The organism is Luteolibacter rhizosphaerae, from assembly GCF_025950095.1.
Taxonomy (GTDB): Bacteria; Verrucomicrobiota; Verrucomicrobiia; order Verrucomicrobiales; family Akkermansiaceae; genus Haloferula; species Haloferula rhizosphaerae.
The window spans coordinates 566,288-579,131 of sequence record NZ_JAPDDR010000001.1 but is presented as its reverse complement, the minus strand read 5'-3'; the positions used below and the strand labels follow the sequence as shown (position 1 = coordinate 579,131).

Below are 12,844 nucleotides of genomic sequence, written 5' to 3'. Positions count from 1 at the left end.
AAAGTGGTATGCCCCGCATTTCCCGGATGCGGCGCATTTCACTACCCAACTGTCCTCTCGACCTACCGCCGATTCCGCGTAGGAAAAGGCTCCGAAACCCCGTATCCGTGCCGACCATGATGACCCGCGCCTCGATCCTCCTGCTCGCCTGCCTCACCCCGGTGATGGCCGACGACTGGAAAGCCCCGAAACCCGCCGATAAAGTAGCCGCCGATCACTTCAAAGTCCCTGAGGGTCTGGAAGTTACCGTCTGGGCGTCCACTCCCGATCTCTTCAATCCCACCAACATGGACATCGACGCCGCCGGGCGCATTTGGGTGGCGGAAGGCGTGAACTACCGTGGCCATAACGGCCGCCGTCCCGAAGGCGACCGCATCGTGGTGATCCAAGACAAGAACGGCGACGGCAAGGCCGACGAATCGCACACCTTCGTACAGGAGAAGGGCCTCGTCGCCCCCCTTGGCGTGGGCGTCTTCGATAACGTGGTGATCGTCTCCCAACCGCCGGACCTGATCAAATACACCGACGTCAACCGCGACCTGAAGTTCGACCCCGCGGTGGACAAGCGCGAGGTGCTGCTCACCGGCTTCAACGCCCGCAACCATGACCACTCGCTCCACTCCGTGACCGGCGGTCCGGATGGCAAGTGGTACTTCAACAACGGCAACTGCGGTGCCGAATTCACCGACAAGTCCGGCAAGACCTTCCGGATGGGTGGAGATTACTATAAGGACGGCGGCGGCGAGTGGTTCATCAATTCCCGCGAGATGGCCGGCAAGAAGAGCGACGACGGCTACATGTGGACCGCCGGCTTCTCCGCCCGCATGAACCCGGACGGCAGCAACGCCGAGATCATCGGCCACGGCTACCGCAATAGCTTCGAACACTGCACCACCTCGCTCGGCGATCTCTTCCAGAACGACAACGACGACCCGCCGGCCTGCCGCACTTCCTACGTGCTCGAATATGGCTCCGCCGGCTACTTCACCCGCGAGGGCCGCTTCTACAAGACCGTGCAGCGCCCGAACCAGAAGTGGGAGCGCGTCCACTGGCGCCAGGATGATCCCGGCACCTTCGATGCCGGCGATGTTTACGGCGGCGGATCTCCTACGGGCATCGTATTTTACGAGAACGGCGCGCTCGGTGCCAAGCACGCCGGTACGCTGCTGAGCTGTGAGGCCGCTCGCAACGTGGTCTTCGGCTACCAGCCGCAGCCGGAAGGTGCCACCTACAAGCTGGACCGGACCGACTGGATGACCAGCAACACCACCGGCGAGTTCGACGGTGCGGACTTCACCGGCGGGGCCAAGAAACAGGAGTCCCGCAGCGCGGGCAATCCCCTGCTCTTCCGTCCCTCCGACGTCGCGGTCGGCGCCGATGGCGCACTCTACGTGACGGACTGGTTCGACCCCCGCGTGGGCGGCCACGGCGACATGGATGAGTCCTGCTCCGGCACCGTCTACCGCATCGCGCCGAAGGGCTTCAAGCCGGTCAATCCGAAGGTGGACCTCGCCACCATCGAAGGCGCCGTCACCGCCCTCAAGAGCCCCGCGATCAACGTCCGCTGGACCGGCTTCGAGGCTCTCAAGGCCAAGGGCGATGAGGCGGTGGATGCCGTGCTCGCCGTGACCAAGGACAAGGATACTTGGATCTCCGCCCGCGGCATCTGGCTACTCGCGAATCTCGGCCCGAAGGGCGAAGAAGCCTGCAAGGGTTTCCTGACCTCCACCGATACCCGCCAGCGCCTCGTCGCCTACCGCGCCCTCAAGCGTGCCGGTAAGGACATCCTGCCTTTCGCCGAGAAGCTCGCCGCCGATCCGGTGCCGGCCATCCGCCGCGATGTCGCCCTGTCCCTCCGGGGACTTCCTGCCGAGAAGACCGCGCCGATCCTCGTGACCGTCGCCAAGGGCTGGGATGGCAAGGACAAGAACTACCTCGAGTCCATCGGCCTCGCCGCCGAGAATCAGGAGAACGATGTCTGGAAGGTCATGAAGGCAGCCCTCGCACCGGGCGAGCCGAAGAGCTGGACCGATGCCTTCGCCAAGCTGACCTGGCGTCTCTGGCCCTCCGCCGCGATCTCCGATCTCAAGTCCCGCGCGCTGGATACCTCGGTGAGCGCGGATGCCCGCAGCTTTGCCTGTGAATCGCTGTCCTTCATCGATGACAAGGGCGCCGCCGAGGCACTCTTCGAGGTCGCCGCGGGTCCCGATTCCTCCGCCAAGGATGCCGCCGTCGGCTGGCTCTTCATGCGCGGCACCGGTGCTTGGGCAAAGTTCGGCCTGCAGGACGAGCTGAAGAAGCGGAACATCTACGATCCGGACAAGATCCAGCTCCAGGAAGCCATCTTCCCCGGCAAGCCGGATAAGACCAACTTCACCACCGCCGATGTGATGAAGCTCAAGGGCGATGCCTCACGCGGCAAGGCCATGGCCGCCCGCTGCGTGATGTGCCACCAGGTCGATGGAGCCGGTCCGGCCTACGGCCCGGAGCTCAAGGGCTGGGTCTCCCGCCAAGGCGCCGAGATGGCCGTGCGCGCCATCGTCGATCCCTCCGCGGAAATCGCCCACGGCTTCGACGGCTCCGCAATCCAACTCAAGGATAACCGCTGGATCGACGGGCTGATCCGCTCGAATGGCGATCCGGTGGTCATCACCTCGCAAGGCGGCGTCACCCAGATGGTGCCCAAGGACCGCATCCAAGCCATTCGCGGCATGGGCCGTTCGCTCATGCTGAATGCCGACCAACTCGGCATGTCCGCACAGGATGTGGCCGACGCCGTGGAGTGGATGAAGACCTACAAATAATCGTCCACCATTCCCTCACCCGCCCCGGCCCGGCTCCCTGCCGCGCCGGGGCTTCTTATTTCAACGCTTCTCCTCCGCGATGAACTTGTAAACGAAGGCCCCGATAGCCGCGCCCACGATCGGCGCGATCCAGAACAGCCAGAGCTGGGTGAGCGCCCAGCCACCGGCAAATACCGCCACCGCCGTACTCCGAGCCGGATTCACCGAGGTGTTCGTCACCGGGATGCTGATCAGATGGATCAAGGTCAGCCCGAGACCGATCGCGATCGGTGCGAATCCCTGCGGCGCCCGCTTGTCCGTCGCTCCCAGGATGATCAGCAGGAACATCATCGTCATCACCACTTCGGTCACCAAACACGCCACCAGCGTATACTTGTCCGGCGAGTGATCCGCATAACCGTTCGAAGCGAAACCCGCCGTCACTTGGAAGCCCTCCTTCCCGGATGCGATGAGGTAGAGGATCAACGCGCCCGCGATCCCCCCCGCCACCTGCGCGCCGATGTAAGGCAGCAGCTTCGATGAAGGAAAGCGCCCACCCAGCCACAAGCCCACGGACACAGCCGGGTTCAAATGGCAGCCCGAAATATGGCCGATCGCGTAGGCCATGGTCAGCACGGTCAGACCGAAGGCTAGGGACACCCCCACGAAGCCGATTCCGGCTCCCGGATAGTTACAAGCCAGCACGGCACTGCCGCAGCCTCCGAGCACCAGCCAGAAAGTTCCGAAGAACTCCGCTACATAAGATTTCATCGCCTGTATGTGTTAATGGTTTGAATCGGCAAGGGCGGACAGCAGCGAAGGGAAGCTCAAGCGAGACAAGGCGGAAACACCTCGCATCCTAGCGCTCCTCCACCATGGGCGCACATATCATCCCGTAAAAATGCGGACAAGCAGAATCGGGCTCCACTCTCGTTAGAGCAACCCCGGATCCTCCGTCCGAGAGAGCTTGCCGGAGTCCTACCTTTCCTCCAGCGCGTGCACGCTCACCTCATGCTGCTGGCACAGCTTGAAGACCGTGTCCCGCTCCAACAGCAGCGTCTTACGCGCCTCCACCGTGATCGCCTTCACCCCGGCTTCAATGCAGGTCTCGATCGTGTGCGGCCCGATTACCGGCACATCGAAGCGGAAGTCCTGATCCGGCTTGGAAACCTTCACCAGCATCACGTCCTTCCCGCGCCCCAGTTCGCCACCGCGCTTGATGCAGGAATTCGTGCCCTCGAAGGCCTCGACGGCCAGCACCGTGCCATGGCGGATCACCACCGTCTGACCGATGTCCAAGCGGCTCGTCTCCTTCGCCATCCGGAAGCCGAACTCGGCATCCTCCAGTTGGCGCTTCTTCATCGCCGGCCCGCAGACCGTTCCCGGCGCAGGCAGCAGGTCCTCCAGGAAAGTGGTCGCTGGCAGCAGATGGATGTGATCCTTCTCCAGCTCATCCGCAATCCCGCCGAAGAGCGATTCCGCGTTCCGCTCCTTCAGCCGCGCCAGCAGCATTAGGGTCCGCAGGTCAGGCCGGAGGTCGAAGAGATTCTTCGGCGCGATCTGGCCCACCATGATCGCTTCCTTCGCCTTCTGGCTCTTGAAGAATTTGATCATCTTCCCGAGTTGCCCCACCCGGAACCAGGCCGACTCATCGACCAACTCCAGAAACTCCGGCGACGTTTCGCCTTCGAAGGCAGCCGCTACCAAGCGCACGTCCGGCGATTTCGAGCGGGCCGCACGGGCAAAAGTCTCCGGATAAACGCCGTTACCCGCGATGATTCCGATAGTCCTTTGCTCCGCCATGCCTTCGCCGTGGGGCGGATTCTCACGTCCCCCTCCCTCCCCGGCGAGTCGAAAAGGCGCATCTTCCGCAAATTCGGCCCTCAACCCCGCCAAGATGCCTCGAGAACTACTCCACCCGCTTCACCATGAAGTCCGCGTGCACCTTCAGGTTCCGGTCGATCACTCGCACCCGGAACTCTTCGCCCGGATCATAGTCCAGGGTCACGTTCACCTGATTCCCATACTCCGACTCCCCCGTCTGCTTCTGCGCCCGATAGTCCGGGGAGATCCGCTGCCGCACCTTCCCCGTCGAATCGCACACGATGATCTTGAAGTGCTCCGTCCCTGCCCCGTCGTAGTCCGGCCGCTGCCATATCACCTTCAGCCGCGCCTTCAGGGAGGATCGCTTCAGCAAGCTCTGGATCTCCGCCTCCGAATAAAGCTCCAGCCGCAAGCGCTCTTCATCCTCCGCCTGCACCTGCGCCCGCGTCTGCGGAATCACCCGGATCTCCTCCGCCTTCGTCGGGCTCACGGAGTAGGCCTTGGCCAGCGCCACCTGCTTCGCAGCCAACTCCTTCTCCTTGGCCGCCCGCAATGCAGCCTCCAGCTCCGTCCACTTCTGCTTCGCATCCTCCGCCTTCACCTCCTCCGCCCTCGCCAGGCACAGGCAAAGCCCCGCAAACACCATCACCCATCCCGTCGAAAAGCTCTTCGCGTTCATGCGACTCGTATGAGTCACGCCGCGTGATATCTATTCACGCGAATGCGGTCGAAAAAGTACCGGCTGTGGGACTCGAACCCACACTCGTTAGAACTCGATTTTGAGTCGAGCGCGTCTACCAATTCCGCCAAGCCGGCTTGGGGTGTGCGCGGGGTTGTAAGGGCTCTCCCGCCCCCGAGGCAAGGGGGAAACGCATCCGGCCCCATCCAAAGCCCACGCCCCTAACCCGCCTTCCCCGTCGAAAAAAACCCGCGATCCCCCTCGCGACCTCCACGCCTCCCCGCTTCGTTCCATCCCTACCCCTCGCTCCAGTCCCGCCTCCACCCGAAGCCATTCGCGTCCATTGGCGTCCATTCGCGGTTAAAAAACCCCCGCTTTCTCCCAAAAAGGACTCCGCCCCGGTGAGCCCGGATTCTCCCCCCAGATTACCCAAGCTCGGGCCGGGACGAAGCAGTGAACTATCGCAGGTCTTCCGGACGGGGCAACACGGATCCATGACGGTGCCGGGTCTCCGAAATCGCCTGCTCGCGGAAAAAGACCGGGAGCTCAAGCTTCCCGGAGGAAACCGGCACATGCCCCACCAGCCGCACTCCGGCTTCGATCGCCGCCGCCGCCACGGCCTCGGTGGGAGATGCTGTCCGTAGCACACCATAGGCGGCAGCCCCGAGACGTCGGCATAGAGCCTCCTCCGACTCATGCCAGAGCGCCACTCCCGGCACCGCGAATTCACGCCCGGGCGGCAGGGAAAGCTCGGGCTTCAGCCCCGCCGCCACCGCAGCCAACAGCATCCGCGCGATCACCGCCTCGGAATCCGATTCCGACCCGCGAATCAATGCCCGCTCGAACGGCCGGTAGCGAAAAAGGTTGATCTCGCAGTCCAGTGCCGAAGGGTCATGGCCGATCTCGAACTCATGCGCCATCCACCAGGCATCGCTGCCCGCCGCAGCTTCCAGCACAGCCGAATCTCCGGGCAGCCTTGTCCCCAAAGCGACCAGTAGCTCCTTCTGCTCCGGCGACAACGCGGCACCCAATTGCGGCATACCCTCGTCCCTCCAAGTCGCGAACTGCGCCACGTAATTCGGTCCGCCCGCCTTCGCGCCGGGGCCGAAACACGAACGCTTCCATCCGCCGAAAGGCTGGCGCTGCACGATCGCGCCGGTGATCGGCCGGTTGATGTAGGCATTCCCCACTTCCACCCGCTCCCGCCATGCGTCGATTTCCGCCGGATCCAGCGAATGGATCCCGCCGGTGAGCCCGAAGTCGGAATCGTTCTGAATCCGGATCGCGTGATCCAGATCGTTCGCGCGCACCAGCCCCAGCACCGGGCCGAAGCACTCGGTGCGCCGGAACCAACTGTCCGGCGTGACTCCCAGCTTGATGCCGGGCGACCACAGGCAGGGGTTGCCATCGATCATCTCCGGCTTGAGCAGCCATTCCTCACCGGGGTCCAGCGAGGTGAGAGCACGCATCAAGGCATCCCCCGGCTCGCGGATCACCGGCGTGGCGATCGAATCGAAGTTCCAGGACGCGCCCACCTTCAGTGAGGCCGCGGCATCCTTGAGGCGACGGCGGAAACCCGGATCGTCGTAGAGCTCGGCTTCAAGAATCGCGAGCGAAGCGGCGGAGCACTTCTGCCCGCTGTGGCCGAAGGCGCTCTTCACCAGATCCTTCACCCCCAGATCGGGGTCGGCAGCGGCCGTGATCACCAGCGCGTTCTTCCCGGAGGTCTCGGCGAAAAGCTTCATGCCCGGCTTCCAGGACAGGAACATGCGAGCCGTCTCATAGGCTCCCGTCAGGATCACCGCGCCGATCCGCGGGTCGGTTACCAGCGAGCGCCCGATCTCGTTGTCCGGGCAAGGCAGGAACTGCAGCACCTCCTTCGGCACGCCGGCGTCCCACAGCGCGTTCACCATCACCCAAGCGGTCAGCACAGTCTCCGGCGCGGGCTTCAGGATCACCGTGTTCCCCGCCACGAGTGCGGCAAGAATACCACCACAAGGAATCGCATAGGGGAAGTTCCACGGCGGAGTCACCAGCACGGTACCCAGCGGCTCGCAGGCGACACCGTCCGAGTAGCCCGGGCTCGACAAACTACGTGCATAGTAGTCGGCGAAGTCGATCGCCTCGCTCAGTTCGGCATCCGCCTCCATCACCGACTTGCCGGCATCCATCACCATCACGGAGATGGCTTCGCCACGACCCTTCGCGATGGAAGCTCCCACCCGCGCCAGGATCGCGGCACGGGCTTCCAGCCCCATCGCCACCCATTCCCCGCGAGCCGATACGGCCACGCTCAAGGCGCGCTCGATGTCAGCGGGTCCGCCCAGCGCATGGCGGTAGGCCACCACACCCGGTCGCGAGGGGTCCGCAGCGTTTGCCGTTCCGGCTCCTACGCCTGTCTCACCGCCGACCTGCAGCGGCACGAAGACCTGCCCTTCCAGACGCCGGAGCTTCACCCGGTCGCGCACCCAGGCGACGTTCTGCGGCAGCGACCAGTCGGTGTCCGCCTCATTGTGAAAAGGATGATCCAGAGCCAGCGGAGGCCGCTCTTCCTTCGTGCGATCCTGCACCCGCTGCGGTCCGGCGAAGGCCGTATCGATCATCGCGCAAGCATTCAGGAAGCGCTCCTTTTGCCGCTCCCAGGCTGCGTCTCCCGGCTGCATGCCGAAGAGGTCGTGCAGGAAATTCTCCGGCGAGGTGTTCTCATCCAGACGCCGCACCAGATAGGCGATCGCGCTATGGAAGTCCTCCCGCTTCACCACCGGTGCGTAGAGCAGCAGGCCCTTCGCCGCATCGCGCACGGTCCGTGCCTGATGGTTCGCCATCCCTTCCAGCATCTCGAATTCCACCCGCTCCTCCACCCCTTCCCGGGCTCGCAGCAGCAGGCCGTAGGCGATGTCGAAAAGATTATGGCTGGCCACGCCGAGTCGCACCGCACGGACGTTCTCCGGCTTGCAGCCTTCGTGGAGCATCCGCTTGAAGTTTGCGTCCACCTCCACCTTCGAGTGATAGGGCGCCAGCGGCCAGTCGTGGATCTCCGCGTCCACCTTCTCCATCGCCAGGTTCGCTCCCTTTACGATCCGGATCTTGATCCCGGCTCCACCCTCATCCACGCGCTTCAGCGCCCAGGCATTCAGTTCCTTCTGCACCGGCCAGGCGTCCGGCAGGTAGGCCTGCAGCACGATCCCTGCCTCCAGCTTGTGGAACTCCGCCTCATCTAGTACTTCGCGGAAAGCGGCGCAGGTCAGGCGCAGGTCGCGGTATTCCTCCATGTCGAGGTTCACGAACTTGCTGCCACCCTCCGCCCGCTGGTGCTGCATCGCGGCACGATAAAGCAGGCGCAGGCGCTTCTTGATCTCTTCCAAGGTCTCCTCGAGCGCCACGAGATGGATCTGGCTGAAGATCGCGGAGATCTTCACCGAGATGTAGTCCGTGTCCGGATCGGCCAGACGCGCGAGATTCGATTCGAGGCGGTGATTCGCTTCTTCTTCACCCAGCACCGCTTCACCGAGCTGGTTCAGGTTCATCCGCATTCCCGCGCGACGACGCTTTTGCAGGTGGCGGCGTAGCTTATCCTCTTCAGCCGGCAGGATCACCGCGGAGCTTTCCTGCCGCATTTTTTCGGCGACCAAAGGCATCACGATCTCCGGGGCGGCGGCGGAAGCCATCTCGCCGGCACGCATCGCCATCCGCGCACCGAGGGGGAGATACTCCGGGACCCCGTAGTCATCGATCAGGTCGCGGAAGCGCTTTGCCTCGCGCGATGCCGTGGGCGGACGGAACACCTGATCCGCCATCGCGAAGGTGAAAGCCTTGCCCGCCGCATCATGCATCATTGCCGCCATCTGCCGCGCCTGCATGCGCTCACCCCACTTCAGACCGCGTGTCGCCTCCTCCAGCAACTCGGCTGCGAGATCGATCGCAAGCGCGGGCAGCTTATCGTCGCTGGGGCGGAATTGACGGCACTGATCGATGTGATCGCAAACACGAGTCATACCTGTCACTTTAACCCACACGTCTTGACCGAATCGACCAACGCGCCCGCTCCCGCGAGACAATCTCACCCCCCTTCCGAGCTTCCACCCGAACTTCCATCCCCCTCCATTCTCTCCCTTACCTCCTGTTCAAAATCTTCCATCCGCCATCCTCAATCTACCACAATCTACCATCTACGATCTTCACTTTTCCCCGCTAAAACATCCTCTCTGCCCCTCTCCGTTGAAGCCTATCCTAATTGGGAGGTGGTCTCCGGGCACGATCCATGGAATATTCCAGACCTTCCACCGTATTCGGGAGCACCTGACCCAGTCCTTTCTTCTTACGATGCGCCGTCTGCCTGCGATTCATGCCCTCGCCTTGGGATCCGCTCTTGTCGCCCAAGCCGGAGCGAAAACTCCCGCCAAGGAGGGGGAGATCTCCTTCAACGACTCGATCCAGCCGCTGCTTTCCGAGGCCTGCTACCACTGCCACGGTCCCGATAGCGGCACCCGCGAGCCGAAGAGCGAACCGCTACGTCTCGACCGCAAGGAGTTCGCCTTCATCAAGCGCGCCGATGGCAAGCCCGCCATCATTCCCGGCAAACCGGAGGAATCTTCGATCATCCAATACATCAAGAATCCGGACCCGGAGAAGCGCATGCCTCCGGTGAAGGCGCATCGCCAGCTCAAGCCGGAGGAGATCGCCCTCCTCGAGCGCTGGGTGGCCCAAGGCGCGAAATACGAGGAGCATTGGTCCTTCCTGCCGCCGGAGAAAAAGCCGCTGCCGGAACTCGCGGGCGATACCTGGTCGCGCAATCCGATCGACCGTTTTATCCAAGCCAAGCTGAAGACACAAGGCCTCGATCCTGCGCCGCCGGAAGATCCCCGCTCGCTGATCCGCCGCGTGACCCTCGATCTCACCGGCCTCCTGCCCGACCCCGCGCATGTGGAGACTTTCGCCGCGAATCCGACCGACGCGGCCTACGAGGCCTACATCGATCACCTTCTCGCTTCGCCCCGCTCCGCCGAGCACCGCGCACGATACTGGCTCGACTACGTCCGCTACTCGGACACCCACGGCCTACACTTCGACAACGTGCGCTCGATCTGGCCCTACCGCGATTATCTCATCCGCTCCTTCCAGCAGAACAAGCCCTTCGACCGCTTCGTGACCGAGCAGCTCGCGGGCGATCTCATGCCGGCCGCCAGCATCGATCAACTCGTCGCCACCGGCTACATCCGCGCGAACGTATCCACCAACGAGGGAGGAACCATCCCGGAAGAAATCCACGTCAATAATACCCGTGACCGTACCGAAGCCTTCGGCGCGGCCTTCCTCGGCCTCACCGTCGGTTGCTCGGCCTGTCACGATCACAAGTTCGATCCCACCTCGCAGAAGGACTTCTACAGCCTCTCCGCCTTCTTCCACAATACGGCGGAGAAACCCTGGGATGACAACGTCCAGGATCCCGCTCCGGTGCTACGCATCCCCGCGGCGGACAAGATGCCCGCTCTGGAACACGCACTCGCGGACCGCAGCGAACCCGCCGGGAAATACGACCAACTCGCCAAGGATGCCGAGAAGCTCCTGCGCATGAGCATGGCCTCCGGTCACAAGCCCAAGCCGGTCTCGCAGGATGCCCTGCAAGTCCGTTTCCGCTTCGATGAAGGCTCGGGGGACGTGGTGAAGAACAGCGCGCCGAATGCGAATCCAGCCACCTACACGGTGGACACCAACCCTTTGGTCTGGGGTGAGGATTCATGGCTCTGGCCCTCCATGCGAATGGACCTTTCCAGCCGCTTGCCCCTGCCGGAGATGGGCGACTTCGAGGCCGACCAGCCTTTCTCGATCTCCTTCTGGACGATGGCCCGGCTCAAGACCGCGAACATCGATACCGGCATGGGCGGCATCGTCTCCCGCATGGGCGATAGCGCGCGCAATTCCCACCGCGGCTGGGACCTCTTCTGCGATGGCGGCCGCTACGTGATCCACATCATCCACCAGTGGCCGCAGCACGCCATCCGCGTGGAAACGGAACCCTTCTCGCGCGGCCAGTGGCGCCACGTCGGCTTCACCTACGACGGCTCGGGCAAGGCCGCGGGCGTGACCATCTACATCGATGGCAAGCCGGTGCCCCTGAAGGTTACCCACGACACCCTACAACCCGGCCAAACCATCCGCACGGACGCCCGCATGCACATCGGCCGCCGGGAGGACGAGCAGCCGCTGCGCGAATCCCGCTACCAGGATTTCCGCCTCTATGGCCGCGCCCTCTCGCCTGATGAGTTCGGCCGCCTGCCCTACGAGGACATCGCCGCCGAGATCGTCGCCCGCGAAGCGGACTCGGCGAAGTGGTCGGATGACGAGCGCTTCGTCGTGCTCGACCGCTGGTATCTCGGCTCCGTGAACCAGGACGCCGCCCGCCTCCGTGAACAGCTTGCCGGCCTCGATGCGGAAATTGCCAAGATCGGCGAAGGCGGCACGCCGACCCTGATTGCCGCGGAGAAGCCAACCCCGGCCACCGCCAACGTGCTCGACCGCGGCGTCTACACCGCGCGCAAGGCCCGGGTCAGCGCTGCCACTCCGGACTTCCTGCCGCCCATCGCCGCTGGCGAACCCCACAACCGCCTTGGTCTCGCCCACTGGCTCCTGCAGCCGGACCAGCCGCTGCTCGGGCGGGTGACCGTGAACCGCATGTGGCAGGAGCTCTTCGGCACCGGCATCGTCGAGACCGCCGATGACTTCGGCATCATGGGTGCCCGCCCGAGCCACCAGGAGTTGCTCGATTGGCTTGCCGTCGACTTCCGGGAAAATGGCTGGGACATGCGTCGCCTCTACAAGCTGATGCTCACTTCCGCGACCTACCGCCAGAGCCAAGCCACCACCCCCGAGAAACTTGAAAAGGATGACAAAAACAGACTTTTGTCCCGCGGCCCCCGCTTCCGGATGGATGCCGAAGTGCTGCGCGACACCGCCCTGCAGGCCTCCGGCCTGTTGGTGGAAAAAGTCGGCGGCCCGCCCGTGAAACCCTACCAGCCGCCGGGCATCTGGGAGGCCGTGTCGATGCCCGAGTCGAACACCAAGCAGTATCAAGCGGACAAAGGCGAGAGCCTCTACCGCCGCTCGATGTATTCCTTCTGGAAACGCTTCGCCCCGCCGCCATCGCTCGAAACCTTCGACGCCCAGGCGCGCGAGGTAGTCTGCACCAAGCGAACCCGCACCAACACGCCGCTTCAGGCCTTGGTCGCGATGAATGATCCGCAGTTCGTCGAGGCTGCACGCAAGCTCGCCGAGCGTGCGATCAAGGCCGCGCCGGATGACGCCGCCCGCATCGACTTCATGGCGCGGACCACCATCGCCCGCAGCCTCAATCCCGCCGAAGAAACTCCTGCTTTTACCAAGAGCCTCGGCACTTTCCGCCAGCACTTCAACGAGCATCCCGACGACGTCTCCGCCCTCCTCGCCACCGGCGAATCTCCGGCCGACGCTACCCTCAAGCCCGCCGACATCGCCACCTGGACGATGGTCGCCAATCAGTTCCTGAACCTCGACGAGTACGTGACCAAATGACGCCGCTCCA

General features: G+C 63.8%; 6 protein-coding genes and 1 tRNA gene. 2 read left to right on the top strand and 5 right to left on the bottom strand.

Annotated features, from left to right (window positions below; all coding sequences use genetic code 11):
* Window positions 1–116 precede the first annotated feature (116 nt).
* Window positions 117–2,804 carry a PVC-type heme-binding CxxCH protein gene (locus OJ996_RS02340; protein ID WP_264510738.1) on the top strand — a complete coding sequence of 896 codons (2,688 nt, stop codon included), beginning with the start codon at window positions 117–119 and terminating at the stop codon, window positions 2,802–2,804.
* A 60-nt stretch (window positions 2,805–2,864) separates the two neighbouring features.
* Here the strand turns inward: OJ996_RS02340 and aqpZ are convergent, their stop codons facing one another.
* The 5 genes from aqpZ to OJ996_RS02315 all read right to left on the bottom strand — a co-directional run bounded on the left by aqpZ (window position 2,865) and on the right by OJ996_RS02315 (window position 9,281).
* On the bottom strand, window positions 2,865–3,554 hold the full coding sequence (gene aqpZ / locus OJ996_RS02335) for an aquaporin Z (protein ID WP_264510736.1): 690 nt from the start codon (window positions 3,552–3,554) through the stop codon (window positions 2,865–2,867).
* 207 nt (window positions 3,555–3,761) lie between these two features.
* A complete protein-coding gene (locus OJ996_RS02330) occupies window positions 3,762–4,586 on the bottom strand; it encodes an LpxI family protein (RefSeq protein WP_264510734.1) in 825 nt (274 codons plus the stop codon).
* A gap of 106 nt (window positions 4,587–4,692) precedes the next feature.
* Window positions 4,693–5,286, bottom strand: coding sequence for a hypothetical protein (locus OJ996_RS02325; protein WP_264510732.1), 594 nt, complete (start codon window positions 5,284–5,286; stop codon window positions 4,693–4,695).
* A 57-nt stretch (window positions 5,287–5,343) separates the two neighbouring features.
* A tRNA-Leu gene (locus OJ996_RS02320) sits at window positions 5,344–5,423 on the bottom strand.
* Between the two features lie 321 nt (window positions 5,424–5,744).
* Entirely contained in the window at window positions 5,745–9,281 is a 3,537-nt protein-coding gene (locus OJ996_RS02315) for a proline dehydrogenase family protein (protein ID WP_264510730.1), read from the bottom strand.
* Between the two features lie 328 nt (window positions 9,282–9,609).
* Between OJ996_RS02315 and OJ996_RS02310 the strand changes: the two genes are divergently transcribed.
* On the top strand, window positions 9,610–12,834 hold the full coding sequence (locus OJ996_RS02310) for a DUF1553 domain-containing protein (RefSeq protein ID WP_264510728.1): 3,225 nt from the start codon (window positions 9,610–9,612) through the stop codon (window positions 12,832–12,834).
* Window positions 12,835–12,844: the final 10 nt, after the last annotated feature.